Genomic DNA, 24919 nt, shown 5'->3' with positions numbered 1-24919 from the left:
TTAATTTATTTTCTTTTTCCTTTAGTTAGAAACCTGGAGTATAAAAGAAATAAACATTCCCAAAATATGTTGATTTAGGAATTTCTTAAAATCGACCGGTTCTCTATTTAAACTGTCGTAATACCAAGCCGTGTACTCGCTGACTTGAGGAATGTTCAAACCGTAACGAACATTAATGGCTTTAATCAACTCGTTTGCAAAAACCGCATGGCCGTACATATTTGGATGCACCCCATCCAAGCCAAAAACTCCCGGTTTGCCTGGTAAAGGCCAGTTTGCATGAGACCAACCTGGGCCACGATTTCCCTTAGGAAGTTCGATGCGGCGTCCATTTTCTTTCAAATCGTCAAAAATGACTTTTGTATCCGCAACTGCAAATCCCATAGCCACACCTTGAGCCTTAATCTCGTCGTTCAACATAGTTAAGAAGTTGGTGATAGTCGCGACTTCATTTGCATCTAAAATTTGGCGCGGATGAACTACAAAATTACGGTAAAAAGCTTTCAATCCTGTTAAATTCGCCCTGCCCCGAGGATCCTTGTAAGGTTCCAAAAATGAGATTGCAGTCACATTTGGAATCGTAAATAAGACCCCACCTTTTATACTTCCAATAGCAGCTAAACGTCTCATCACCTCACGAATATCTCTTTTATAACGAGCCTCATCCAAACAATCCGTAGAAAGTGAAAGTACGGTACAAAGAACATGATTTGCTGCCACGGTTCCAAAAAGAAAGGTAGGTTTGACTTTTTCCATAATTTCAATTTGGGTTCCGGATTTTCGAAGACCAAATTGATGGAATTTATCAGGCTTTTTACAGTCCTTAACCTTTACCCAACGATAATTACGTTGATTCCATGACACCCAGTACCATTGTTTAGCCCATTTCATTGCGGTAATGTCTTCGCATTCTCCCGAAGTTCTTAAAACGGAACTATACTGAGCTCCCGTAATTCCCGCATGTGTCGGAAGATTTACAGTGGAAACATTTCCTCCGATGAGAGACTTCGCCATGCAAATAAGCCCGCATTCCTTTTTTAGAATGCTTTCAAAATTCAGCCAAGGTCCCTTAAGAACATTATATGAAAGGGAAGATCCGGCTTGTTTAGTCACCAACACAGGATAAGCCCAATCCTGAGTCTTTTTCTCGACTGTTGCACCAAAAAAACCTTGGCTCAAAGAATCGCCGATAACTCCAGGCCTTGCAAAAAGCTCTGCTCGAGACTGAGCAGCTAAAGTTCCGACTTCAAATCCAAGGAATATTAGAAAAGTCGTAATCCATTTCTTCATCTCACTATCCTCCATTTTTTATCAAAGCTTTGGAAACAACTTGTTTACGAAATAATCAAACCTCTATTATCTTTCCGCTGATCCAGAGCTTGTTAGTTATATATAATAAATCCTAAGTACGAAAAAAAAAGTCAGTCAACCGGATTTGCAAAATTTTTATCCAATGTAAAACTTTTTTTTCATATATAAGTAAAGTATTGGATATAAAAGCAATAAGTCTAAAGTTTATCCTTAAGTGCTCAACATAAGTATGTCTAAAAATATAAAGTTATATTAAAGAATAAAATATTACACTAAGGTAATACCACTTTACTAAAAAATACATAATGTTCGTTTTAAATTACTTATGAATTTCCTAAAAATAATTCAAATTGGTTTTCGGCCGTTATTTTAAGAACATAAACGACAATATGGATAAAAAATAAAAAGCCGAAATGAATCCGGCTTTGTGGTAAGAGTGAGTTAAAAAATTTGGTTTTTATTTCTTTTTAGATTTCTTTATGCCGGCTTTATCACCGTTGTTTTTGTATTTTTTTGTACTAAATTTTTTCTTTTTGTCTTTATCTTAATTTTTATTTCTCTTTTGGATCTCTTACCCTTTTTTATTTCATAATTACCATTTTCTTTTTTAACTTTTATTTTCTTTCTTAATTTTTAAAATCAGATAGTTTTATCGGATTCATCTTTTCTGTTATCTTTCTTTTTAGAATTCCATCCTTATACAACTGAATTGGTATCGTCATTCTTATCCGCACTTTTTTAAACGATTTACGATCCATGTCATCACTGTCTTTTTCAAGTATAGCCTGGCATAACACCTACAAAAAAACATCTTGTCCGTGTAATCACTAACCTAACAGTCTATTCTAAAACCTTAAAGAAAATCAGTTATAATCATTTAGAGGTTGTCCCAAAACCTCCTTGTACTTGTAGTCTCAGGAAATAGATATGACATATGAAATCAGATTTAGGTCATTTAGATATCCCTGAAGAGATTTGGAAACGTCTTCATCCCTTGCTACCAAAGCGTAAAACAAACTCCAAGAAAGGAGGTCGTCCTCGGCTTGATGATAGAGTGGCGATGGCCGCAATATTTTACAGGGTAAGAACAGGAATTCAATGGAGATATATACCTCCGATGTTCGGTTCAAAATCAACGTTACATAGAAGATTTCAGGAATGGGTAGCCAGCGGAGTTTTTGATAAAATTGAAAAAGAAGCATTAAAACTTTATGAGCGCACTGTTAAAATTAGAACTAAAAGAATGGCATCTGATGGTAGCTTCGCAAGAGCTCCCAAAGGGGGGCTTTCACGGGTCCAAACCCGACGGATCGCGGCAAAAGAGGCCTTAAAAGGCATATTCTCGTCGATCGGCGTGGAGCACCTGTAGCTTTTGTAATCGCTTCGGCAGGAACTCACGATTCTAAATTACTTTTTCCTACTTTAGAAAAGTTCAAAGTATTTAGAAACAAAAAATTGCTTAAACCAGAAATCCTTTCTTTAGATAAGGCTTACTCTAACAAAACGATTAAGAACAATTTAAAAAAGAAGAATATTCAATATCGAATTCCAAATAAAAAGAATGCGAGAAATCCTGAATGGATTGCTCCGCTAAATCCTTTTAGATGGACAGTCGAACGTACTTTTGCTTGGTTTAATGCATTTAGAGCCATAAAAACTTGTTGGGAATTCAAATTTGAAAATTATAAGGCATTATTCCAAATCGCATTTGCTATCATTTTAATTAGAATGTCCTGGAAATAGGTTTTGGGACAAGCTCTTAGTAATGATCGTAATAAAATATAGGAGTTCCCACAGATTACGTTTCTTTGGTAATTTACGGGCTTTCGAATAGATTTTATAATTGTTAAATTCTCGTCAGAATTCCGAGATTTTGGGGCAGACTCTTAATACAATCACTACTCCGATTTACAAGAAAGCCTCAAAAGACCAAAGTGCACTATAACCAAAATTGTTGAAAAAATCCAAAAATTTCATTCGAACAACATTACATTCACTATAAACATTTAACCTTGATAAGATGATATGGAATCAATAAATATTATGTAAGAATAATTTAATTTTATACTTTTAGATAAACACGAACATCGCATTCTAATTTACCTAAGGACATTGGAAATCAATGATTCTGTTTCTCTGAACCAATAACCATTAATCTACAACTCAATCACTAAACCTTTTCAACTTTTACGATGACTTCGAAATGTTTCGTTCTTGGAAAAAAATCGACCAGCGTCACATTCGAAAGTCTATAATTCCCGTTCAAGATCAGAGAGAGATCCCTCGCAAGAGTTGTGTGGTTACAACTTGAATATAAAAATCCGTCCGGATTCTTTTCTATCAGTGTTTGTAAAACCTTTTTAGACAAACCAGCTCTTGGAGGATTCATAATCCAAAAAGAAGAATATAACGCTTCCTTAGAATCGATCCAATTTGTTTCCAAGTTTAAAGTTTTGAAATTGCAGGAATAAATTCCGTTTCGTTGAACATTTTTTTTCGCCTGTTTTACAGAATTTAGAGAAAACTCGTAACCGATCCAATTTTTGGCTTTAGACTGAAGAGCGATCGCAATCAAACCGGAACCACAATATAATTCTAATATTCGATCTTGATTTTCTGGAACTAGTTCGAAGATCTTTTCGAGCCACGGAGCGACAAGGTATCGATTTACTTGTGAGAATCCTCCAGCTTGAATTTCCCAAACGATTTCTTTGAGTTCCGGAATAAAAATTTTTTCTTGAAACATAACCGATTCTTTTTTGTAAGGAACAACTTTCGCTCCTTCTAATCGCAAGGAAATAATCTTTGATTCTGAGACGAACGTAGATTCTGTTTTTTCTTTTTTTAAAAGATCGGCAAATACCGAATTGATTTCTTCCGGAAGATTTTTGCATCCATCATCGGGAAGATTTACAATTGAATGTGAAAATTCCTCATAAAAACCTGCAAGTCTTTCACCTCCTGCAAATCCCAATTGAATCTGTGCCGTATTTCTATATCCGTTCGGATTTCCACTGAGAATTTCAATTTCAGGAATTTGAATATGATTTTTTGACAAAAAACGTTCCAGTGTTTCTTGAAGAAGGAATTTTTTTATCTTCAATTCATTTTGATAAGAAACATGACGATAAGAGCATCCTCCACAACGAGGAAACGAACTACAGTCGGATGGAATTCTCTCTGGCGAAACCACTTCGATCTCGGAGGCAACCCCCCAAACCAAAGAGCCGGATTTCTTGAGGGGGACCGTATAAACTGTTTCACCTGGTACCGCATTTTTCAAAAAAAAAGTCGCTTCTTCGGAATTCGCGATCGTATAACCTAAGTTTACCCAGGAACGAGGGTTCAGCAAAATTTTATCCGAAGAAGTTTTGTGAATTTGTTTTTTCGGACGATTTTTATGTCCCTGGAACTCAGATCTCATCTCTTTTGATGTTACTTCCAGGAATCCCAAAGCGCAAACAACAATTCACCTTGACACAAGAGGGTTTTCTCACGGTAAAGTAATTCCGTCAGGAGAAGTGGCTGAGTGGTCTAAAGCAGCGGTCTTGAAAACCGTCGTGGTAATCCCACCGTGGGTTCGAATCCTACCTTCTCCGTCGACAACCTTTGGAGACGTGCCTGAGTGGCCGAAAGGAGCAGTTTGCTAAACTGTCGTACGGGTAACTGTACCCAGGGTTCGAATCCCTGCGTCTCCGGATTTTGCTTTCATTTTATTCAATGACTGGAATTCTCATCCCTATGTCCTCTGAGCGTTTTAAAACCCAAGAGTTTATTCAAGAAACCTTGAGAATTTTAAAAAGTGAAGAACTCCCAGGTTTAATCGCCGCTATTTCCTACGTCCCTTTTTTCGGATGGCTGTTCATTTGGATCTTTCGCAAGAGTCAAAAATTCACATCTTTTCATATTCTTCAAGCGTTGAAACTCAACGTAGGTTTTATTACTATTTATGCTGTGGTTTGGTTTCTAAGAGAATTTCCAGTGATTAGCTGGATCTTATCTTTGATTCGAGTCAACCCGATCGTAACTGATTTTATCAGTTACGTTTCTTGGATTGTATTTTTGGGCTATAGTGCACTGGGAGCCTGGAACGCGTATCAAGAAAAAGAATCTACTCTGCCTTTCTTCCCGGAGATGGAAAATGAACTTCAAAAAATATTTAAAAAAATACGAACCGGTTCTCCATAATCTTCCTAAAACTGCTAACCGGTTTTTGAGATCGGAAAAATTTCTAGTTTATTTAGTTTCTCTGCCTTTCTTCGGAACCTGGTTGATAGGATTCACTTTTTATTGGGAAAATCCTACCGTTCGAAAATATTCTGGAATTTCTTTCGTAAACTTTCTTTATTTTCTCGGATTTCTTTTGGCCAGCACCTTAATCTCTTGGATTCCAGTTGCAGGCCCCTGGCTTGGACACATTGTCCACCTTATAGGAATTCTGATTTATCTTGGGATCTCCGGATTACTGCTATACAATTACACGAGTACAAAAAAGATTGCACTTAAGATTCCCGAAAGACATCTTTCTCATTTGGAATCTTATATCCATTGATCCGCGCCCATAGCTCAGCTGGATAGAGCGTCTGACTACGGATCAGAAGGTCGGAGGTTCGACTCCTTCTGGGCGCGCCAACTTTCTTTTTTAAATCTCGTAAGTAATTTCGCATTTGATTTTGTTATGCGAACATTCTTTCTACAAATTCATACCCTTAAAGCTCGAATATAAGATTACATAAAAGTCTGAAGATTCAGAATTTGCTCGATGCTTTTGAAAAATACGCATGAGAGATATGAAATCTTAATTTATAAATTAAAAAGTACCCAGCCTAATTATCGTTTCTAAGACTACACTTCCAACCGTGTAGGTTAGTATTAGGTGGAATAGAAAATAATTTATTCAACTTTAAAAATTTTTACTAGAATTGATCTCAAAAACTCTCTATTTACTCTTAAAAGACCACAACACTATAATAAAATTTATCTCAAAATACGTTATCTTGCTTAAAATATCAATTCCGATCACTCTAAGATGATTTTTAGAACCTGTCCCAAAACCTTAAAGAAATCAGTTACAATCATTCAATAAGTTTGTAATAAAATATGGAAGTTCCCACAAATTACGTCACTTTGGTAGTTTATGAGCTTTCGGGCATATTTTATAATTGTTAAGTTCTCTTCGAGGTTCCTATATTTTGAGGTTTTGGGACAGGCTCGTAGTAAATCATTGATACATTTTCATGTATTTATTAGTTCCTTTCCTTTCATTCAGGACATGAAAATGGCACTAAAAATTAAACGAGCAATTTTGCAAAGAGGCAGAAATTCTCTATAATTACATTTAATTCGGAATTACTGGCTTTTTTAAAGAAGACCCATATTCTAACTTTTGGGACAGATCCTAAATAAGTACATGTTCATTTTAAATTCGGGCCGATCTTAAGATTCTACTGAAAAAATTTTCCACCGTTTAAATCATAATAGATCCTGTCCACTCTTCCTCGAAAAACAGATAATTTAGGACAACTTGAATCTACCTTCCAACGTAATTGCAACGCCACTTTTTGATCCGAAAGTAAAAAAATAGATTCCGGCCCACATTTTTTTCGATCATTCCCATCCATAGAAGAATAGAGCCGAGCGTCTTTTTCGGATACTACATGATCCCAATAGTATTTAAATAAATCTTCTGCAAAAAAAGATTCGTAATTTGGAAATTCCTTTTTTAAAAGGTCGGAACTGACTTTAAAGAAACTAGATTTCCAACTATAACCTAAAATATCATTTTTTCCAAAATAAACATATTCAGAATCTTTAAATAACAAAGTTACATTGGTTTTAAATTTAAGTTTTCTTTGATTTTTGACCCATAACTGCAAAAAATCTTCCAGAGAAATAAGAGGGATCTTTTCTAAATTTTTTCCTTGCTGAACCGTTTCAAATGTCATTTGTGATTTGAAACAAAATGCAAAACTAAGGATTGTACTTAGAATCATAAAAAAGTTCTTTTTTCTCATATTTCTTTCTTTAAACAAATAAATCGATTTTCATTTTTTGGAATAGAACAATTCTCTTCTCTAAAACTATATCTTATCTTTAAAATCGCAGTGATTACATTTTTTGAACTTTACGTGGGAACTACGTCCTGCAGAAAATTCAAAGTTGATTTATTCTAAGAAAACATTCGAAAATTTTTAATCGGAAAAAATAGAGCCGTCCATGCTATCTTCCTTCTTTTATGTGGACCGAATCAATATTTTAATTTTGAGTCCTACCTAGAGCCAAAAACTTTGAAATATGCCTTTGTAGGAACCCATCCGGTCTTTAATCTCACAATTGAAAACCACTCTAACGGCAAAAATGGGTATTTCCCGTTCAAAATCGACTAAAATCTTATTCAAACTTGCACAGTAAAGAGACATAGAATTTCAGATCTTTTCTAGAAATTTAAAAAAAATCAGTGTACGATTTGACACTAAGACTGAGTCTCATTTACATTGCATAAGGACTCTGATACAAGAATTAGGTTTAAAAATGGATAAATGTCACTGCGCACAAGTAGCCTTCGAAACTATTGTAGAAACCGCAAGACTCGAAGGTGTAAATTATCAAGAAATCATAGAAAGAGTAAATGCAGGAAATACTTGCACAGCTTGTAAATCATATCTTATTGAGTATTGTGAATCCAAACTTGAACTTTTCCAAACCGTACAAACAACTCCTTACGGATTCTCTTTTTTCGGAGGTATTGCAGAAGGCGAATGCCTCCCCTCGTAAAAGAGCTAATCATAACTTTCATGAACTTTCAGAAGTGTATCAAAGATTCCTGAACGTTCTCACCCGAGATACATACATCCAAGCACATAGACATAAATCTCCCCCTAAGCCAGAAACGTTTCTGGTGCTCAAAGGAAGTTTAGGATTTATTCTCTTTCGTGAAGACGGTTCGATTCAAGAAACACATTATCTAAACTCCGATGGTCCAGTGTATGGAATTGATATCGCTCCCGGAATATATCATACCCTCGTTTGCCTTTCTGAAAATGCAATTTGCTTTGAGGGAAAATCAGGGCCTTACGACCCAACTACAGACAAGGATTTTGCGCCCTGGGCCCCATCCGAAGCGGACTCGAATCGAAACGAATATCTCAATCAATTAAAAAACCTTTTTTAATCCGACTTATTTTTTATTATAGGCCGTTTTTTACTTTTCTTACCGGAAATTCAAGTTTCTATTTTTTAAATACAATTTGTTGAATTTAAAAAATTTGAAAGATATTATGAATTATCCTGTCAAATATGGCCATTACAATCTGATACCCGACACTCTTCCTTGTGAAAGCGAATTCACACTGAAACTACGACCTATGGATCTTCGGGTCCAATGGAAGCGCTGTTCGATCACTGCGGATTACGTTTCTCTCTATTGCTCTTGTCAGGAAAAACTGGATCCAGACTCTTCCAATACTATTTCAATCGTATTAAATGAATTGATAGAAAACGCGGCAAAGTTTTCCAAAGATAGAAAGGGAGAAATTCTTTTAGATCTCAAATATTATTCCGAAATATTAAAAATTGAAATTAAAAACTCAACGAACGAAATACATAAGAATAAACTGGAAAATTCCATCTCGGCTCTCATTAACCGAAACTCGGACGAAATTTATATCAACAAACTCAAAAGTCGAAATGGAAACGAACCGAACTCTGGAATTGGTCTTTTACTTCTTTCAAAGGATTTTCCCGTCCGATTGGGATTTTTAATCAATGAAATTTCGTATGGTACTTACGATGTGACCGTAAGAGCCTATTTAGATCTGAACGAAGTTGTAAAGACAAAACTCAAAGCTTTGAATGTTTGATTCTTTTATTCGAGACTCGTTTTAATTTCCGATCTGAGTTTTTTAATATTTTCCAAGAATTTAATCTGCCAGTATTTATTTTTATTACCTTTAATCTCCACATTATGAATACTTTTCCTATCGTAAGCGGCGACAAATCTGGAAAGACTTGCAATCCCGGCGCTATTTAAAAAATCCAAATTCTTAATATCAATGACCGCTTTTCCTCTTCCGGAATTATCTAACATTGTTTCGATAGCAGAAATAATTGGATCGTATTCTTCCACATTGAATAAACGAAGAGTTCCAGTGATTCTAATCCTTCCCCGATTTTTTTCTGTTTCAATAGCATAATCTTCTTTTGAAATTTCCATCCCTTTCACTTCCCATCACACTCCAAGGTCACCACTATTCTTTTAAAAAGATCATATACTAACTATTAAAAAAGTATGAAGGCATTTCTTGTATTTTTTAAAAAAAAGACAGATCTTTCGAATAACGCCTAGCAAGCGTTCACTGAAAAAATAACATTTCATAAAGTTTTCTCATCTTTTCAGTATTCCAGATACTCCTTTTAGGAAATCTTAAGATCCTGCCTCTCTCGCTCTTTTTTACGCTTTCACTTGATCTGGCTTCCTCAATTTTCAGATTATGTCGTTTTAGGAATTCGCTTTCTACATTCTCCATGAAAATACTTTCGGATTTCAGATGAACAATCTTCAGAAAACCCCAGTAAAAAAGAAAACTTAACTCTAAATTATTTTTTCATCTAATTTGGGTTACGTTATTTCAAACGCATTTTTTAGAACCCATGATATGAAAACTCTTGCAACATCTCTCCCCTAAGAAGACTATATGAGATTGTGGGAATTTTACCCATTTACATAAATAAACCTGGAAAGAAGCTCTATGCCTGAGTTTGATTCGATTGATCTTATGAATTATGCAGTTTACGGAAATGAACAAGATCCCGAATGGGCTGATATACGAAACTATATCAAGTCCAGTGCTTCTGCACAAAGAGAATTGGAAGAATTAAGACGTTCCACACCGCAGAATGACAGAAAAAGAAGGGACCTCGCTCGTCCTCAAGAACTCGGAAGAGGTAAATCCCACGAACCGGAATCCTCTCCAAGAAATGCAAATTCTTTAGAGGAAAAAAAGAAATGGTGGTCTATTTTTACGGGCGAATAAAATAGCTCCCCTTATTGTAAAAGTCCGAGGGAACATTCATGGAAAAGGAAGCTCAAACATATCTCAGATTGAAGCAGTTTGTGGCTCCTTTCTTGGGTTTTGCCGTGAACATTAACGCCTATGGAACGGAACATATTACCCAGGAAGGTAAGCTAATCCTTGTCAGCAATCATAGATCCGACATGGATCCGTTCATTCTTTCCTATACTTTTCCTAGATATATTTCTTGGATCGCTGCGGATTATACGTTCCGAATCCCGATCTTCAAAGACTTAGCAAAATTGGCCGGAGGAATTCCGATGGCAATTGATGGAAAAATTTCTATGGCAAGTATCAAAATGGTACAACAGGTTTTTAAGAGAGAAGGCGTCTTGGGAATTTTTCCGGAAGGTCACGATTACATGGTTCAAAACGACTTTTTCGCCCCCATGGCACGATTTCACGAAGGTTTTGCGGCATTCTCAATTCGAAACAAAGTCGATATTCTTCCTTCGGTAATCGTTCCCATTGAAGAAAGTTATTCTGATATTCCAATCCCTTCTTTAGTTCGTTCTTTTATGGGAATGCCTAAGGAAGTCTGCGATATCAAGCGGAGATCGATTTATAAAAAGGTCCGCGTTTTTTATGGACCTAAAATCGATCATAGACCTTATCTTGAAGGAAAATTGGAAGATAATTTAAAAAAACTTTCGGATGAAGTTCGAGTGAGAATGGAAAATCTACAAAGAACCGAAGTAGTTTAGAAAATTCTAAACCTCTATTTCTCCCGAGAAAATCTCTCTTGCAGGTCCAGTCATCAAAATACTTCCGGACTCCTGCCATTGAATTTTAAGAGTCCCGCCTCTTAAATCGATCTTTACTTCCTTTCCGGACCTTCCCGTTAAACTTCCAGCAACCGTCACCGCACAGGCTCCGGTTCCACATGCAAGCGTTTCTCCCGCACCCCTTTCCCAGGTCCTTTGATAAAAATGATCTTTTCCGCGAACCGTAACAAATTCCACATTCACTCGTTTCGGAAAAATAAGATGCCGTTCGATCAAAGGCCCAATTCCACTTACGGGAAATTGATCACAATCATCCACAAAAATTACACAATGCGGATTTCCCATACTTACCGCAGTAAACTTTAGATTTTTTCCCGCGATCTCAAATGCTTGATCGATAATCGCTTCTTCATCCTTCCAATTTACAGGAATTTTGGACGGGACAAGAATCGGTTTTCCCATATCAACACTAACAAAATCGACTTTATTACCCGATCCGATCTTGAGATCCACTTCTAAAACACCTGCGCCAGTTTCGATTTTTGGATTTTTAGAATTTGTTAAGCCGTGATCGTAAATGTATTTGGCAACACAGCGAATTCCATTTCCGCACATCTCAGAGGAACTTCCATCTGAATTATACATGTCCATCATAAAATCGCCTTGTTTTGAATTACGAATAAAGATGACTCCGTCACTCCCAATTCCAAAATTACGATTGGATATTTTTTGAATCTGCTCCGGAGTCAGGCGAATATCAGCCTGAGTGGAATCGATATAAACGTAGTCATTACCAATTCCTTCCATTTTTGTAAACTTAAGCGTGGCCACGGGAACTCCTAGGATGAATTGAATCCTATGTTTTCTTAGACTCATACCTGAGGAAATTCAAAAACAAGAAAAAGTTATGTACTTTTTTCTGGCTTTTTCGACTTCAACCGAAGACATTGAAAATTGAGCCATTCTTTTGGGGGCTTTTTTGAACCAAACTTGTTATCTCTGCTCAAGTACTAAAAATTCCACAATTTTTGTGGAAAATGGAATCGACATCGTCCGTTGTTCTGATTGTGGCCACGTTTTTTCCACTTATGAACAGGAAGAACACTACGAAGGTTATTGGGACGACGATTCTTCCTATGATCTTGGTTGGTGGGATCATGCCCATAGAGAAATTTATCAAGACTTCATCAAAAGATTTTTAACAGCTCCTTCAGGCAAAATTTTAGACGTAGGTTGTGGACTCGGTTTTTTTGTTAAACGAATTGGGGATCAAAAACCCGATTGGGAAGCCACGGGTTACGAAATATCCGAAAAAGCAGTTCAATTTGCCAGGGATAAAAACGGACTGAAAAACGTTTTTTCGGGAATTGTCCAAAATTCCGGAATTGCAAAAGGTTCTCTGGATATCATTACTCTTTGGGACGTGATCGAACACATTCCAAAACCTCATAGCTTGCTAGAATATTTGTATTCTCTTTTAAAACCAGGTGGAATTCTTTTTCTACAAACTCCGAATTTTCCAATTCAACTTTTTAAAGCGAAGTTGAAAGTCGCTCTGAAGGGCATGCAACCAAACGGTCACTATCTTGAAGCGAAAGATCACATCAACGATTATACCGAAAAGACGATGAGAATGCTTGCAAAACAAACAGGATTTGCAGACTGTAAGTTCACGATTCTCAAACCGATCGCTTCCGTTTCAGGAAGTCAAGGCGGCGGTCTTGGTCCTCTTTTTAAAAAAGTTTATTATTATGCGACTAAAACAATTTGGTTACTCAGTTTTAAAATGATGAACTTGAACAATACATTATTCGCCGTTTTAAAGAAATAATCTCAAAGCAGTTCTTAGATCGTTTGTTTCCAAATAGGAATATTCTCGCTTTCCATCGGAACCGAATTCAAACGAAATCTTTCGTTCTTTCGGACTACTCTGTTTTTTAGAAAAGATGGACGTTATACGAATCGCTGCAATTCCATAACGAAGCGCACCTTCTATGTCATCCTTTAAAGAATCACCTATCATTGAGACGACTTTTTCTTCAGAAACAAACCGGTTCGCCCTGGAGTAAAATTCTTCCGAAGGTTTTTCCTTTCCGACTTCTTCCGAACTTAAAATTGCGTAAGGAAAAGTTTTTGGAAATAAAAGATTGAACTTAATCAATTGAGTTTTCAGATTCTCATTTGTACAAAAAAGAAGTTTATGTTTTTCTGAAATTGTTTTTAAGAGTAAGAAAACCTCTTTATATTCTTTTTCGTACTTTTTTTTACGAATCTTAATTCCATCCTGAAAGTTTCGGAAGTAATCTCTCTCTAATTTTAAAATCCACTTCGGGTCCAAAGTTCCCCATTTTGACAGGCACATTTTTTTGAAGTAAATTAAACGAAGCCGGTTCGAAGGAGAGTCCTTTAGTTCAATTTTTGTTTCTTTTCTTGCAGTCTCATAGAATTCCGAAAATTCCTTTGCGGAAGAGAATCCGTATTCTTTTGCGTTTCTACAAAATTGCTGAATCGTGGTTTCATAGATTCCAATCGAATCTAAAAGTGTGTTGTCAAAGTCCAAAAAAAGAGCCATTCCTTGCAAAAGAATCTTTTCAATTCCAAATGCAATTCTTTTACCCCATTTTTCCTTGCATGATTGGAGATTCCCCTAAATCTTCCTACAAGTATGGACAACAACCAAAAAACCATTTCCCGTAAATCCTTTCTTGCAGTTTTAGGTTTTTGCTTTTCAGCACTCGTAAGTGGAATATGGTTTTTAAAATTCAGACAAAAAATTTCCGGAAAAATTTTAGGTCCGAATCACGATGTTGGACATAGAATTCGAAGTAATATAGAACCAAACGTAACCTCCAATATAAATCTTTCTATTTCCGAAAAAGTAAAAGTGCTAATCCTAGGAGGAGGAGTCTCTGGATTAAGTGCAGGTTATTATCTTCATAAATCTAGATTTGATGAATTCAAAATTATAGAATTAGAAAACGATTCCGGTGGAAATTCAAGATCAGGACGGAATTCGATCGGTAATTATCCTTGGGGCGCTCATTACTTACCTCAACCCGGAGAAGAAGCGATTCTAGTACGTAAGTTTCTTGAAGAAAACAAAGTCATCGTGGGTAAAGACAAAAATGGAAAACCAATTTACAACGAAAGATATCTTTGCTTCGATCCCGAAGAACGAATCTTCCATCAAGGAAGATGGAATGAAGGTTTATATCCCACAGGTAGCCCTGGATCACGGGCCGCAAACGAAGAGCAAAAGTTCAAGAAATTTATTCAAAATTGGAGATCAAAGATTGGAAAAGACGGTAAAAAAGCTTTTTCGATTCCGATTGATCTTTCTTCGAAAGATCCTGAATTTTTAAAACTAGATAAAATTAATTTTTTTGAATATATCAAAGAACACGGATTTAAAACAAAAGAGCTTTTTTGGTTTTTGGATTATTCCGTTCGCGACGATTTCGGCGGTTCTATAGATACGGTGTCCGCTTGGATCGGACTTCATTATTTTTGTTCTCGCCCTGTGGATGAAAACGGAGAGGACTTGAGTCTTCTCACTTGGCCTGAAGGAAACGGCTTTCTAGTAGAAAAGTTAAGATCTCCAATTCGATCCAAAATTCAAACCGGGACACTTGTAGAAAATGTAAAACCATCAAATTCAAAGAAAGGTAGATTCTCAGTTCGAATTTACACACCTTCCACAGGAATACAAAAAGATATTCTTTGTGATTCGATTGTTTATTCTCTCCCGTCTTTCACTCGAAAATACATTTTAAAAGAAAAATCGGGAATCGCCGACGGTTTGATCTATTCTCCTTGGTTAGTCGCTAACCTAAGCGTTGACAAAGTCCCGGCGGGTAAAGGAATTCCTCCTTGTTGGGATAATGTAATCTATCAAAGTTCTTCTTTGGGTTACATCGTCTCCACACACCAAGATTTGTACGGAAGTAGTAGGGAAGAATCCGTTCTCACATATTACAAAGCATTCGGTGAACAAGATACAATTTCCACCCGCAAAAGAATGATGAAAACGTCTTGGTCCTCTTGGAAAGAATCGATTTTATTCGATTTAAAAAAAGCTCACCCGGATATCGAGAAAAGAGTCTACAACATAGATGTTATGACCTACGCACACGCGATGATCCGCCCCGTTCCCGGATTTATTTGGGGAGGACAAAGGGAAAAACTTTCCATCTCTTATCCGAATCTTCATTTCGCACATTCTGATCTAAGCGGAATCTCCATCTTCGAAGAAGCTCTGGTTAGGGGTTACAATGCTGCACATAAAATTCTCAGAGATCAAAAAACGTGAATTCTAGGGCTTGGATTTTTAAACCGTCCGTGGATCTTGCATTTATCATTCTCCCGGGAATTGTTTCCGTACTATTTTTATTTATATTAAAAAAATGGAATATACTTCCTTCCGAAATTAGTCCTTGGACTTGGTTTTATACCGTTTTACTGATCGACGTAGCGCACGTATACTCCACTCTCTTTCGCTCCTACTTTAACGAGGAAGAATGGAAAAAGAAAAAAAACCTTTTGATTACTGTACCGATCGTTTGTTTTTTATCTTCGGTCCTTTTGTATTCTTACGGAGTGATTTGGTTCTGGAGAATCATGTCATACGTTGCAGTTTTTCATTTTATACGGCAACAGTTCGGATTTCTGGCTCTCTACCGAAAAAAAAGCGCGTCTGCCCAAATTCCATTTTTATTCGATAAGATCACAGTCTATTTAATGGGTGGTATTCCGATTATATACTGGCATCTTACAAACCAAAAGAGAGAATTTTCTTGGTTTATAAATGGGGATTTTTGGATGTATCCGATTCCTTCTTTAGCAAACGTATTACTTTGGTTTCAACAAACGTGGCTTTGTTTTTATATACTGATTCATACATATTATTTCATAAGATATCGTTCATTGCCTTTAGGAAAAATTCTACTCGTAGTCAATACTTGGATGGTTTGGTTTTTCGGGATTGTTTATTTCAATTCCGATTTTTCATTTACGATTACAAATGTAATTAATCACGGAGTTCCATACATATTTTTACTTTTTTATTACACAGTCCAAAATCCTTCGGAAATTAGAATAGAAATATTCAAAAGTGGATCTTGGATTAAAATCCTTGTATGTTTTTTATGTATTTTATTCGCTTTCGCATTCGTTGAAGAATGGGTTTGGGACAGTTTTATCTGGAAAGATCATTCTTCCATTTTTAAAAATTCAAGCTTCTATTCCTTTGAACTTCCCGAGTTCGCATCCGCCATTTTGGTTTCTCTTCTTTTTCTCCCCCAATTTACCCATTATATTCTGGACGCGTATCTTTGGAAGATCGGAGAACTCAACCCGAGACTGTTTCACTTTTTTGAAATTCCTGAAAAGAATTAAAAAATTCGCTCCTTTGAAATTCTATCACATTCGGGACCAGTTTTCGTTTTTAAATAGACAATCCAGGTTTTCCTTTCATAATGACGAAAAAGTTAAACAGGAATGGATCCATGATCATCGTTGAAGGAATCGACTATTTCTTAATACCTGCAGAGAACCCAGAAGTCTCTGCGAAGTTTTATTCTGATATATTCGATTTTGAATCGGTAAATGAAAAATCAGGCGAATACGTCGTGATGGGATTGGACTCAATCAATATTAAACTTCAAAAAATTTCCGGTTTTAAAAACTCTTTAGGCGAAAGTAAAATTCCGGTTTTAAGTTTTGTTTTAGATGTGGACGATTTTACTGAAGCGATTGCGGAGCTTGAAGAGAACAAGATCTCCATTATCCGCGGACCCGAGACCAACAATAGCGGTGAATTTTTACATTTCCTAGATCCCGCAGGTAACGTTTTAGAAATCAGTTATAAAGATTGATTTTCTCTAAAACAACTGTGTACACAAAAAAGCCTCTCTTTGAGAGGCTTTTTTATTCTCTAAAGTTCCAAACCATTTCCTCCCGGTTTAGCCTACTTTATCGATAAAAGTACCCTTAACTTTGTAAAAATCCCCGTTTTGCCCGGCTTCAATCGCAAAAGCTCTCTTGTCTGAAACGTTAGCCTGTTTGTTTTCATAAGGCTCGACGTGAATCATCCCTTCTTCCTTAGGAATTTTTCTTGTATCTTTGACTCCTTTTTCTGGAAGCCCTAGCTGAACCGAGGAAACTACCTTCATGATACAACTCCTAACCGAACTTTAACAGATTTATGGAAAAAACCAAACACTTTTTACGGAGAATTTTATTGAATGAACTAGGACTCGATAACGTTCCCCGAAAACGGATCGATTACTGAAAGCCAATCTTACAACTCCCTTTTCCAGTCGTTATAAAATACTGAACCGCGTAATTTTCCGTAAAACTGATGGTCGGATTGTAAACAGGAGCGGAAAAAGTTCCTATAGCATTGGTGGTACAATTTTTTGAAAAATATTTCACGGCCACCAGGTTATCACATTCAAAAGTAAGAATCGTCCCTCCCGTTTCCCTAAGATTGGAACGAAAAGCTTTTGTAGAATAATCATCTGTAAATTTGATCGTCTGGGAATCTGGGTAGTTAATCGCGGTTTCATCCCCATAAATATTACCGTAAGCCTTATAACAATCCACGTAGAATCTTCTCGTGGAACAATTATAACCATCGGTTCCGTTAACTGTATCGCAAAATCCATCCACTTTTGAGACGGTCAAAAAACCCGCAGTTGCTCCGGTAGGAACGGTGGTGATGATTTCCGTAGTCGTTGTTGAAAAGATTGTACCGGCAAGCCCATTAAACTTTACGATCGTGTCCGGAGTAAAATTTCTTCCTTTGATTGTGATTTGAGTTCCAGTATAAGAGACTCCGTCTGTTTGGGGAGGAGATCCAGCCGGAGGTTCGATTGAAATAACCACGGGACTTCCCAAACCGAGCCCGGCGAATAAATTGTTATTTGAATCTTTTTCTTTACATTGAAATAAGAATGGTATTAGAAGGAACGTTAGGAAAATTTTTCTCAATTTATGTAGCATAACTTCAATTGTCTCAAAAAATTTAAGACAGGCATTTATTTTATCGGAGCAAAAAGGTTTCGGCAAGAATTATTCTGTTGAAAAAATGGTCCATTAAAATGAGTGAATCTTCCACAATATTGTATTCTACAGAAAAAGAAATCGCGGTTTTACTTTTAAATAGACCCGAAAAAAGAAACGCGATCAGCATAGAACTTCTTTCGGCACTTCACATGGCCATTCTAAAAGCGAAAAAGGAAAAATCCGTCCGAGCTCTCGTTATTGGTGGAATCGGACCATCCTTTTGTGCAGGAGCCGATTTAAAAGAGAGAGTAACGATGTCCTCCAAAGAAGTGAAGCGCTTTTTGAGTGATCTTAAAAATTGTTTCTTAGAACTGGAAAATTTTCCATATCCGACCGTAGCGGCACTGGATGGGGATGCGTTCGGAGGTGGATTAGAACTCGCGCTTTGCTGCGACTTTATCCTTCTCAAAAACGATATTCGAATCGGACTTACAGAAACTCGTTTAGGAATTATACCTGGAGGTGGAGGAACTCAAAGACTTCCTCGCAGAATCGGAATCGCGAAAGCGAAAGAAATGATTTTTACAGGTAATACGATCGATGCAAAAACCGCTTTCAGTTACGGTCTCGCAAATTCAATCTGGCACGATTCTTCTCTGCCTGCTGCAAAAATGTTAGCGGAAGAAATGGCATCTCATTGCGCACCTCTCGCACTTCAGCTTGCAAAGAAAGCAATTTCGGAAGGTTATGGTCAGGATATACGAAAGGCTCTCGAAACGGAGAGCATATATTACAACAAAACCTTAAAGACGGAAGATCGGTTGGAGGCACTGAAAGCATTTCAAGAAAAACGAAAGCCGATTTTTAAAGGAAGATAAATGATTCTTACAGGAAAAGAAATTCAAAAACGAATCGGTAAAGATATTGTAATTACTCCCTACTCAGAAAAACAGCTCAACCCAAACTCTTATAATCTAAGGCTTCACGAGGAACTTCTAGTTTATACGGAACTTCCTTTGGATATGAAAAAGCTAAATCTTACCAAAAAACAAATTATTCCAGAATCAGGTCTTTTGTTAAAGCCGGGTATACTGTATTTGGGAAGAACCTTAGAGTTCACCGAAACTCATAACTTAGTGCCTATGCTTGAAGGTAGGTCATCCATCGGAAGATTGGGAATGCTCGTTCACGTAACTGCTGGATTCGGAGACGTAGGTTTCAAAGGATTTTGGACTTTGGAAATTTCTGTCATTCAACCTCTCATTGTATATCCCGGAGTGGAAGTCTGTCAGATTTTTTATCATACTCTTGAGGGACAAATAACGGAATATACATCCGGAAAATACCAAGCTAATCAGGGAATTCAACCTTCGATGTTATATCAAGACTTCGAGAAGTAGAAATTTTCTTTTTTGTTGACTTTACCCGCATCCTTCCGAGAATTTTGACCTCAAAACACTTTTTGGAGTATGGAATGGTAAAGTTTATAGTAATCGCAGTGCTTATATGTCTTTCAATGCCTGCATTTGCGAGTGAAGAAGATGCAATTCTTGGAAAATGGTGGAATAAAGAAAAAGACGCTCAAGTCGACTTGCACAAATGTGGAGCAAAAATTTGTGGAAAGATTGTTTGGTTAAAAGAACCAGTTTATCCTGCAGGAAGCACCGAAGGAACTCCCGGTAGTCCAAAAGTAGACGTACATAATAAAGATGAAAGCCTTCGCACCCGCCCTATCATGGGATTGCTCTTCCTCACCGGCTTTTCCTACGAAGGCGAACAAGTTTGGACCGGAGGAAGAGTTTACGATCCGAAAGGAGGTAAAACCTACGACGGTAGACTTACTTTAAGAACCGCTGATACTCTTGATTTAAAAGGTGGTTATAAAGTAGGTTTTATGATGATCGGAAAAGAATCCACCTGGACCAGAGTAAAATAAAATTTCTAAGTTTTTCCATCAAAGAAATTAACAAAAGATCCTCTGTTGCAAATCAAAAAAACTCTCCGAATTAATTCAACGGAGAGTTTTTACTCAAATTTTATTTTCTATTTCTTTAAGAATTTTTTTCGCGTTCTTGTTTTGAGGATCCACATTTAAAACTTTAATCGCAATCTCTTTAGCTCGCACGTATTCACGTTGAAGTCGGTACAAATCGGAAAGATTGACAAGATTGTTTGTATGATCCGGTTGTTTTGCAGCTACCTTTTCCGAGGCAGAAATCGCTTCAGAAAACCTTCCTAACTTCTTGTTAGCGATAGAAAAATAATACCAATATTCGCTTAATTCGGAATTCAGTTCGAGATACTTTCCTAAAATTTCCACGGCTGTGACGTAATCCTTATCCTTAAAACTCAAAAGCCCGAGTAACTTGATTACCTTTGAATCATCCGGTGTTTTAGTATAAAGATTCATAAGTTCGTCGATTGCTTCTTTTACGTTTCCATTTCTATATAATTGACGCGCGTGAGAATAAGATGCGTTCCGATCGGAAAGTCCCTCTTTCAAAGAAAGGCTTCTTATTTTATCAGTTTTTAAACAATTTTTCTCTGAATGTAACTGAGGAACTCCGTACTCAATTCTTAAAAGGGAAAGGTCGTCGATAATTTCCCCTTTCTTACAAATCAGTTGTTCAATTTGTTGGATATTCCCTTTTCCAGCTTCCACAGTTTTTAAAAAGAGAGTCTCATCTTCGTTGATCAATCTTGTATCTTTATTGGGAGTAAGATCCAGATCATCCTTACCGTCCGAACCAATGATAAGAACGTCTCCTTCCCTTAAGGTCGTCGTAAAAACTTGAAAGGCATATTCCGATTCCAAACCGATCTTACGAAGCGTTAACGAAGACTCCAAAAAGACAGCTCTTCCTCCTCGATACAAAACAGTAAAAGGATGTTCCGCATTGAAATAGTATGTTTTACCGGAATTTTCTTCGATTAGAAAAAAAGAAGCTGAAACCACCATACTCCCATCAAAAGATTTGAATACGGCGTTTAATTCCTCATACATTTCCGTAAGCCATTGTTCCGGAGAAATATCCAGAATCTTATCATCTGCGGCGGAACGGGCCAGAATCGAATTGACTATAACTCCTATAACCAGAGCACCTCCCGCACCTTGCATAGATTTACCCATCGCATCACCGTTCATTGCAAAGACATATCGTTTATAATCAGAAGAAGTTCCCAAATGCAGATTCCCGGTAATGCAGATGTCTCCTCCCAAATCAGCCCGTTTCCCCTTAAATTCGAACTGCTTTTTTTGTCTGAGCAAAAATTGAGTGGAAATCCGAGCAGATTTATTCGCGTTGTAATTCAAAGGTTTTGCAAGAAGAGAAGTTAAAAAATAGTCTCCATCTTGTTGAATTTTGAGGTTTTGCAGTTCCTCGATTTTTTCAGACAGTTCTTCCGTTCTGAGACGCACTTTGGCGGCAAGATAATTCGCGTAATCCTGAAGTTCTTTTCTTGCATCACGGATCGAGGAAACCATATTGTTAAACGAATTCGCCAAAAATCCAATTTCGTCTTTGATTCGGATTGGAACTTGCACTTCCAGATTTCCACCGTTCACTTTTTCAACTCCGCTCAATAAGTCTTTTAACGGAGAAAAAAGACTTGCTCGAAAGAAAAAAGGGAATAAAAAAACAATCGCAATGACCACTATGTTGAGAACAATGATTTGTTTTAATGCAATCGGATGCATAAACTCGCGATAAGCTCTATAAGAAAATCCGACTTCACTTACATTATTCCTTTCGCGATCGCATTTAATAAATCCTATATAATGAAAATTATGATTTCCTACTCTCTTTCCACGATAATATCTCGTAAAAGAAGGAACAAAAGGACGGAAATAATTTAGAACTTTTTCTTTAAGTATGGTCGGGCTTATATTTTTACCATCCGATTTACAAAAGTCCCAATGATATTCTAAAAAAACTTGAAACATTTTAAGTTTTTTAGAATTTTCTAAATAACGTTTTCCTTTCGTACAAAAATCTTCCGCAAAGATATTATCCAGTTTATTTGAGGCTGCAATTACGTGGAGGTTCAACCTGGATAATTCTTTACTCAATTCAAGTTTAAGATTTTTATCTTCCAGATTAGGATGTTCGTTTAAGAAATTTATGATAAAATATTTATATCCTCCGAAGTTCTCATGAGAACGATCCATAAGTTCTAGAAGAGATTCTCTAAAACCATTTTCAGAAAGATTAAACATTTTCTCATATAATAATGTATTCTTAAAATCAATTTCAATCTGTTCTTGATCCGGATGGATTTTAGGATCGTATTTTTCTTTATCAAAAGAATTTTCAGCATTATTCCATTTAAATATGTAAGAAATCCCCCCTTTGACACTTTCACCTTCCAACGCCTTCTCAACACGAATCCGGCTCAGAGTATCATATTCGAACTCTTTATCCTGGTTAGAAATATAAATCAAAATTTGCATGATGATCAGGACAGCAACGAATGTAATTCCAACGATCTCAAGCATGAAAGAAGTTTTTTCGATCGAGAAGTTTAGATATAGAACAAGAACAATAAAGAACGCCATCATAAACAAAAAAACGATCAAAGTAAAATAAATCGATCTTTCTAAATAGCCGTCATTACCCAAAAAATTCGTGATTACCAGGGCCGTTCCTCCGACCAAGAAAGACACCATAAATGTGAAGACGACCCATCGCATTTTTCCGCTAAGATGGATCATTCTCCAAATCGGAATTGCAAGAAAATTAACAAACATGTAACTAAATACGATGATCGCAATTTTGCTATTGATGTTTCCCGCGTTAAAATCCCAGCGATACACTGTGAAATAATATTTCACAGAAGCGTTCCAAGTGGAAAAACAGAAATAGCTAATTGAAAATAAGGCAATCAACCACAACACAATCGTAGTTATTTGATTGAATTTCGGAAAATCGTTTTTGGGATAACGTGCGATAAACTGTCCAATGTGCAAAATTGCGGGAAGAATGAAACCTACTGTGATCCAGCGATGATATGCCGCAAAAGGATGATAAAGAAACGTAGCGATAACATAACCAAATTGGAATATTCCGAGAAAAAAAGTCCCAATTGCCAAGTGTTTCGTGCTCGATATTTTTCGATCAATAAAAAGAAATACGCCGGAAACGAGCATGGAAGTTAAGAACAGTAATAAACTCCCAAAAGAATAATAATTTAAAAACACGTTGTTCCAGACGAATTCAGTTTCGCCCATAAGCTTAATAAACCTTTCTTTTAAAAAATTTTTAATCGATTCTGAAAGAATCGGTTTTTTTATCTTTTAGAACAAACGTTACTTTAACTGTGGGAATCTTCTTTTCAATGATAAAATTAGAATCAATTCGATTTAACGAATGATTAGAGATCTTATCTCAAAAATACATCACTTAAGTGACCTTAAGGGTTTATGGTTTACCGAAATTTTACTTTTAAGGCAGACAACGAGTTTTCATAATATGTTTTTTATTTTAGGGAAATTGTACAAAAGTTCCGAGGATGGATTCTTTTTGGAAAGTTTTCCAAGTATAAACTTCATAAGGGCCAGGAACAACCCAGCCTTTCAATAAACTGGACCAATTTTTATTTCGAATAGATTTCAGTCTTAAAATCACTTCTTTTGTTGTTTTAGGAGAATTTTCAAAAACCAATTTTTTGACAAAATCCCGGTACCCTACAGGACCTAATTCTTTATAAAGAATATATTGAACTTTTAAAGCTTTATTATAAAAGACAGAAGTAGCCGAAGGATACTTCTGTCTAAAATCCGGATCTAATGGAAAATCTTTTCCACCTTGAAGACCTTCTTCTGTATCCCATTCCTCCGCGATTGAAATAAGCTCATCCTTTGTGAGATCGATTTTCTTTTCTTTGTACAAAACAAAAGGTAAAAAGGAAACTAATCCTTCACTCAACCAAGCCAAATCTGAAAAGTAAAAATGCCCGAGTTCATGAAACAATAACGCCGGATACCCTATAGGAGAGAGATCGGGTTCCATAAAAATTCCACGCGTTGTTCCCAAATCCCCAGAGATATTATTGTATCCTGTGACTCTGGTTCCATTTAGAAAAATTTGATCTTGGACTATCAAAAGAACCTTATATTTCTCGGAAACCCTTTGATCCTCAAATATAGAAGCACTGGCTTCGTGAAAGGAGATACCGGAATAAGATTCTAAGGCTCTAAAAAAGTCGGAGGTTTTACGGTAAGCAAATTCGTTCCAATTCCTATTTTGAGAATTATTTCGAATTTCAAGTATAAGTTCCCCTCGATTTAGAGGAATCCTTCGAATCCATTTATTTTTATCTGAATAAAGATTAATAGAAACTAAGAATAAAATTCCTAATAAGAATTTACGCACGATCTCTTTCGATGAGTTTTAAAAGTCTTTCCCCGTTTTGATTTCCGGGATCTAAGTGTATTAGCTTTCGAGCCATCTTTTCAGCGAGATCAAATTGATCCATTAAGCGATAGATATCAGAAAGATTAACTAAATTAGATAGGTTATCCGGTTGAATGTCGTTCAGTTTCAAACTCGCTTGAAGAGCTTGTTCATACTTTCCTACTTTTTTATTTGCAATGGAAAGATAAAACCAATACTCATGTAATCCTGGATCAGTTTTGAGATAGTTATTCAAGACTTCAATCGCTGTCGTATAATCCTTACCTTTAAAACTCAAAAGACCCAAAAGTTTATTGATTTTTTGATTTGCAGTGTCGTTCGTATATCCTGTCTTGAGAAGTTCGAGAGCTTGATCTATTTTGCCATTTTTATACAACTGTTTTGCGTCTTCATA

The 24919-nt window shown here is 36.4% G+C and carries 25 protein-coding genes and 3 tRNA genes (1 of these 28 cut by a window edge); 17 read left to right on the top strand and 11 right to left on the bottom strand.

Annotated features, from left to right (window positions below):
- Nucleotides 1–21: 21 nt before the first annotated feature.
- Nucleotides 22–1290, bottom strand: a complete 1269-nt coding sequence (locus LEP1GSC190_RS00415; protein WP_002763472.1) for a hypothetical protein — start codon at nt 1288–1290, stop codon at nt 22–24.
- 955 nt (nt 1291–2245) lie between these two features.
- Here LEP1GSC190_RS00415 and LEP1GSC190_RS00410 point away from each other — a divergent pair.
- A protein-coding gene (locus LEP1GSC190_RS00410; RefSeq protein WP_100224632.1) for an IS5 family transposase occupies nt 2246–3054 on the top strand; the annotation gives its coding sequence in 2 pieces (ribosomal slippage) (nt 2246–2585 and nt 2585–3054; 810 coding nt in all).
- A gap of 427 nt (nt 3055–3481) precedes the next feature.
- Here LEP1GSC190_RS00410 and LEP1GSC190_RS00405 read toward each other — a convergent pair.
- Nucleotides 3482–4735 carry a class I SAM-dependent RNA methyltransferase gene (locus LEP1GSC190_RS00405; protein ID WP_036047625.1) on the bottom strand — a complete coding sequence of 418 codons (1254 nt, stop codon included), beginning with the start codon at nt 4733–4735 and terminating at the stop codon, nt 3482–3484.
- A gap of 91 nt (nt 4736–4826) precedes the next feature.
- Between LEP1GSC190_RS00405 and LEP1GSC190_RS00400 the strand changes: the two genes are divergently transcribed.
- From LEP1GSC190_RS00400 to LEP1GSC190_RS00380, 5 genes are all read left to right on the top strand, one after another.
- Nucleotides 4827–4910, top strand: a tRNA-Ser gene (locus LEP1GSC190_RS00400).
- Nucleotides 4911–4922: 12 nt separating this feature from the next.
- Nucleotides 4923–5009 (top strand) — tRNA-Ser (locus LEP1GSC190_RS00395).
- A gap of 43 nt (nt 5010–5052) precedes the next feature.
- Nucleotides 5053–5499: a hypothetical protein gene (locus tag LEP1GSC190_RS00390; protein ID WP_002763762.1), complete on the top strand. Its 447-nt coding sequence runs from the start codon at nt 5053–5055 to the stop codon at nt 5497–5499.
- Nucleotides 5453–5863: a hypothetical protein gene (locus LEP1GSC190_RS00385; RefSeq protein ID WP_002763764.1), complete on the top strand. Its 411-nt coding sequence runs from the start codon at nt 5453–5455 to the stop codon at nt 5861–5863. The genes LEP1GSC190_RS00390 and LEP1GSC190_RS00385 overlap by 47 nt, the downstream gene beginning before the upstream one ends.
- A gap of 3 nt (nt 5864–5866) precedes the next feature.
- Nucleotides 5867–5943 (top strand) — tRNA-Arg (locus tag LEP1GSC190_RS00380).
- 812 nt (nt 5944–6755) lie between these two features.
- Here the strand turns inward: LEP1GSC190_RS00380 and LEP1GSC190_RS00375 are convergent.
- The gene (locus tag LEP1GSC190_RS00375; RefSeq protein WP_174232263.1) at nt 6756–7304 is read right to left on the bottom strand and encodes a hypothetical protein; all 549 of its coding nucleotides are present in this window, start codon (nt 7302–7304) and stop codon (nt 6756–6758) included.
- Nucleotides 7305–7939: 635 nt separating this feature from the next.
- Here LEP1GSC190_RS00375 and LEP1GSC190_RS00370 point away from each other — a divergent pair.
- Nucleotides 7940–8482 carry a WbuC family cupin fold metalloprotein gene (locus tag LEP1GSC190_RS00370; protein WP_002746546.1) on the top strand — a complete coding sequence of 181 codons (543 nt, stop codon included), beginning with the start codon at nt 7940–7942 and terminating at the stop codon, nt 8480–8482.
- Between the two features lie 106 nt (nt 8483–8588).
- Nucleotides 8589–9170: a slr1658 superfamily regulator gene (locus LEP1GSC190_RS00365; protein WP_036036448.1), complete on the top strand. Its 582-nt coding sequence runs from the start codon at nt 8589–8591 to the stop codon at nt 9168–9170.
- Between the two features lie 5 nt (nt 9171–9175).
- On the opposite strand, the gene LEP1GSC190_RS00360 is transcribed toward LEP1GSC190_RS00365, so the two are convergent.
- Nucleotides 9176–9523: a slr1659 superfamily regulator gene (locus LEP1GSC190_RS00360; RefSeq protein ID WP_002746531.1), complete on the bottom strand. Its 348-nt coding sequence runs from the start codon at nt 9521–9523 to the stop codon at nt 9176–9178.
- 535 nt (nt 9524–10058) lie between these two features.
- On the opposite strand from LEP1GSC190_RS00360, the gene LEP1GSC190_RS00350 reads away from it, so the two are divergent.
- On the top strand, nt 10059–10343 hold the full coding sequence (locus tag LEP1GSC190_RS00350; RefSeq protein ID WP_002746651.1) for a hypothetical protein: 285 nt from the start codon (nt 10059–10061) through the stop codon (nt 10341–10343).
- A gap of 38 nt (nt 10344–10381) precedes the next feature.
- On the top strand, nt 10382–11086 hold the full coding sequence (locus LEP1GSC190_RS00345) for a lysophospholipid acyltransferase family protein (protein ID WP_002746566.1): 705 nt from the start codon (nt 10382–10384) through the stop codon (nt 11084–11086).
- 6 nt (nt 11087–11092) lie between these two features.
- On the opposite strand, the gene dapF is transcribed toward LEP1GSC190_RS00345, so the two are convergent.
- The gene (gene dapF, locus LEP1GSC190_RS00340) at nt 11093–11938 is read right to left on the bottom strand and encodes a diaminopimelate epimerase (RefSeq protein WP_036036452.1); all 846 of its coding nucleotides are present in this window, start codon (nt 11936–11938) and stop codon (nt 11093–11095) included.
- 148 nt (nt 11939–12086) lie between these two features.
- Here dapF and LEP1GSC190_RS00335 point away from each other — a divergent pair, with 148 nt between their 5' ends.
- Entirely contained in the window at nt 12087–12938 is an 852-nt protein-coding gene (locus LEP1GSC190_RS00335; protein ID WP_036047836.1) for a class I SAM-dependent methyltransferase, read from the top strand.
- On the opposite strand, the gene LEP1GSC190_RS00330 is transcribed toward LEP1GSC190_RS00335, so the two are convergent.
- Entirely contained in the window at nt 12927–13679 is a 753-nt protein-coding gene (locus tag LEP1GSC190_RS00330) for an HAD family hydrolase (protein ID WP_036036457.1), read from the bottom strand. The genes LEP1GSC190_RS00335 and LEP1GSC190_RS00330 overlap by 12 nt on opposite strands.
- Before the next feature lie 93 nt (nt 13680–13772).
- On the opposite strand from LEP1GSC190_RS00330, the gene LEP1GSC190_RS00325 reads away from it, so the two are divergent.
- From LEP1GSC190_RS00325 to LEP1GSC190_RS00315, 3 genes are all read left to right on the top strand, one after another.
- On the top strand, nt 13773–15416 hold the full coding sequence (locus tag LEP1GSC190_RS00325) for an NAD(P)-binding protein (protein WP_002746659.1): 1644 nt from the start codon (nt 13773–13775) through the stop codon (nt 15414–15416).
- A complete protein-coding gene (locus LEP1GSC190_RS00320) occupies nt 15413–16501 on the top strand; it encodes a hypothetical protein (RefSeq protein WP_002746619.1) in 1089 nt (362 codons plus the stop codon). The genes LEP1GSC190_RS00325 and LEP1GSC190_RS00320 overlap by 4 nt, the downstream gene beginning before the upstream one ends.
- A 110-nt stretch (nt 16502–16611) precedes the next feature.
- Nucleotides 16612–16980, top strand: coding sequence for a VOC family protein (locus LEP1GSC190_RS00315; RefSeq protein WP_002746615.1), 369 nt, complete (start codon nt 16612–16614; stop codon nt 16978–16980).
- Between the two features lie 87 nt (nt 16981–17067).
- Here LEP1GSC190_RS00315 and LEP1GSC190_RS00310 read toward each other — a convergent pair whose 3' ends face one another.
- Together LEP1GSC190_RS00310 and LEP1GSC190_RS00305 are read right to left on the bottom strand one after the other, a co-directional pair.
- A complete protein-coding gene (locus LEP1GSC190_RS00310; protein ID WP_002630872.1) occupies nt 17068–17277 on the bottom strand; it encodes a hypothetical protein in 210 nt (69 codons plus the stop codon).
- A 112-nt stretch (nt 17278–17389) separates the two neighbouring features.
- Nucleotides 17390–18109 (bottom strand): LIC10067 family putative lipoprotein, encoded by a 720-nt coding sequence (locus tag LEP1GSC190_RS00305; protein ID WP_420844277.1) that lies wholly within the window; start codon nt 18107–18109, stop codon nt 17390–17392.
- A 98-nt stretch (nt 18110–18207) separates the two neighbouring features.
- Here LEP1GSC190_RS00305 and LEP1GSC190_RS00300 point away from each other — a divergent pair, with 98 nt between their 5' ends.
- From LEP1GSC190_RS00300 to LEP1GSC190_RS00290, 3 genes are all read left to right on the top strand, one after another.
- On the top strand, nt 18208–18990 hold the full coding sequence (locus tag LEP1GSC190_RS00300) for an enoyl-CoA hydratase-related protein (RefSeq protein ID WP_036036374.1): 783 nt from the start codon (nt 18208–18210) through the stop codon (nt 18988–18990).
- The gene (gene dcd / locus LEP1GSC190_RS00295; protein ID WP_002746617.1) at nt 18991–19512 is read left to right on the top strand and encodes a dCTP deaminase; all 522 of its coding nucleotides are present in this window, start codon (nt 18991–18993) and stop codon (nt 19510–19512) included. It abuts the gene before it with no gap.
- A 74-nt stretch (nt 19513–19586) separates the two neighbouring features.
- Nucleotides 19587–20048, top strand: coding sequence for a DUF2147 domain-containing protein (locus LEP1GSC190_RS00290; protein ID WP_036036377.1), 462 nt, complete (start codon nt 19587–19589; stop codon nt 20046–20048).
- Between the two features lie 93 nt (nt 20049–20141).
- On the opposite strand, the gene LEP1GSC190_RS21275 is transcribed toward LEP1GSC190_RS00290, so the two are convergent.
- The 3 genes from LEP1GSC190_RS21275 to LEP1GSC190_RS00275 all read right to left on the bottom strand — a co-directional run.
- The gene (locus LEP1GSC190_RS21275) at nt 20142–23339 is read right to left on the bottom strand and encodes a SpoIIE family protein phosphatase (protein WP_002746580.1); all 3198 of its coding nucleotides are present in this window, start codon (nt 23337–23339) and stop codon (nt 20142–20144) included.
- A gap of 253 nt (nt 23340–23592) precedes the next feature.
- The gene (locus tag LEP1GSC190_RS00280; protein ID WP_002746529.1) at nt 23593–24483 is read right to left on the bottom strand and encodes a hypothetical protein; all 891 of its coding nucleotides are present in this window, start codon (nt 24481–24483) and stop codon (nt 23593–23595) included.
- Nucleotides 24476–24919, bottom strand: the 3' end of a protein-coding gene (locus LEP1GSC190_RS00275) for a SpoIIE family protein phosphatase (RefSeq protein ID WP_002746676.1). It continues 2739 nt past the right edge of the window; 444 of the gene's 3183 nt are visible here — the last part of the coding sequence; its start codon lies off the right edge, out of view; the stop codon is at nt 24476–24478. The genes LEP1GSC190_RS00280 and LEP1GSC190_RS00275 overlap by 8 nt, the downstream gene beginning before the upstream one ends.

The organism is Leptospira mayottensis 200901116 (assembly GCF_000306675.2).
Lineage (GTDB): Bacteria > Spirochaetota > Leptospiria > Leptospirales > Leptospiraceae > Leptospira > Leptospira mayottensis.
This window is presented reverse-complemented; position numbering and strand designations above follow the sequence as displayed.

Bases quoted from the DNA above. Each gene is read 5' to 3' on its own strand.
- LEP1GSC190_RS00315 (WP_002746615.1), top strand. From the start codon at position 16,612: ATGATCATCGTTGAAGGAATCGACTATTTCTTAATACCTGCAGAGAAC.
- LEP1GSC190_RS00385 (WP_002763764.1), top strand. From the start codon at position 5,453: ATGAACTTCAAAAAATATTTAAAAAAATACGAACCGGTTCTCCATAAT.
- LEP1GSC190_RS00345 (WP_002746566.1), top strand. From the start codon at position 10,382: ATGGAAAAGGAAGCTCAAACATATCTCAGATTGAAGCAGTTTGTGGCT.
- LEP1GSC190_RS00365 (WP_036036448.1), top strand. From the start codon at position 8,589: ATGAATTATCCTGTCAAATATGGCCATTACAATCTGATACCCGACACT.
- LEP1GSC190_RS21275 (WP_002746580.1), bottom strand. From the start codon at position 23,339: ATGGGCGAAACTGAATTCGTCTGGAACAACGTGTTTTTAAATTATTAT.
- dcd (WP_002746617.1), top strand. From the start codon at position 18,991: ATGATTCTTACAGGAAAAGAAATTCAAAAACGAATCGGTAAAGATATT.
- LEP1GSC190_RS00405 (WP_036047625.1), bottom strand. From the start codon at position 4,735: ATGAGATCTGAGTTCCAGGGACATAAAAATCGTCCGAAAAAACAAATT.
- LEP1GSC190_RS00300 (WP_036036374.1), top strand. From the start codon at position 18,208: ATGAGTGAATCTTCCACAATATTGTATTCTACAGAAAAAGAAATCGCG.
- LEP1GSC190_RS00310 (WP_002630872.1), bottom strand. From the start codon at position 17,277: ATGAAGGTAGTTTCCTCGGTTCAGCTAGGGCTTCCAGAAAAAGGAGTC.
- LEP1GSC190_RS00390 (WP_002763762.1), top strand. From the start codon at position 5,053: ATGTCCTCTGAGCGTTTTAAAACCCAAGAGTTTATTCAAGAAACCTTG.
- LEP1GSC190_RS00370 (WP_002746546.1), top strand. From the start codon at position 7,940: ATGCAGGAAATACTTGCACAGCTTGTAAATCATATCTTATTGAGTATT.
- LEP1GSC190_RS00305 (WP_420844277.1), bottom strand. From the start codon at position 18,109: ATGCTACATAAATTGAGAAAAATTTTCCTAACGTTCCTTCTAATACCA.
- LEP1GSC190_RS00350 (WP_002746651.1), top strand. From the start codon at position 10,059: ATGCCTGAGTTTGATTCGATTGATCTTATGAATTATGCAGTTTACGGA.
- LEP1GSC190_RS00330 (WP_036036457.1), bottom strand. From the start codon at position 13,679: ATGGCTCTTTTTTTGGACTTTGACAACACACTTTTAGATTCGATTGGA.
- LEP1GSC190_RS00415 (WP_002763472.1), bottom strand. From the start codon at position 1,290: ATGAAGAAATGGATTACGACTTTTCTAATATTCCTTGGATTTGAAGTC.
- LEP1GSC190_RS00360 (WP_002746531.1), bottom strand. From the start codon at position 9,523: ATGGAAATTTCAAAAGAAGATTATGCTATTGAAACAGAAAAAAATCGG.
- LEP1GSC190_RS00375 (WP_174232263.1), bottom strand. From the start codon at position 7,304: ATGATTCTAAGTACAATCCTTAGTTTTGCATTTTGTTTCAAATCACAA.
- LEP1GSC190_RS00325 (WP_002746659.1), top strand. From the start codon at position 13,773: ATGGACAACAACCAAAAAACCATTTCCCGTAAATCCTTTCTTGCAGTT.
- LEP1GSC190_RS00290 (WP_036036377.1), top strand. From the start codon at position 19,587: ATGGTAAAGTTTATAGTAATCGCAGTGCTTATATGTCTTTCAATGCCT.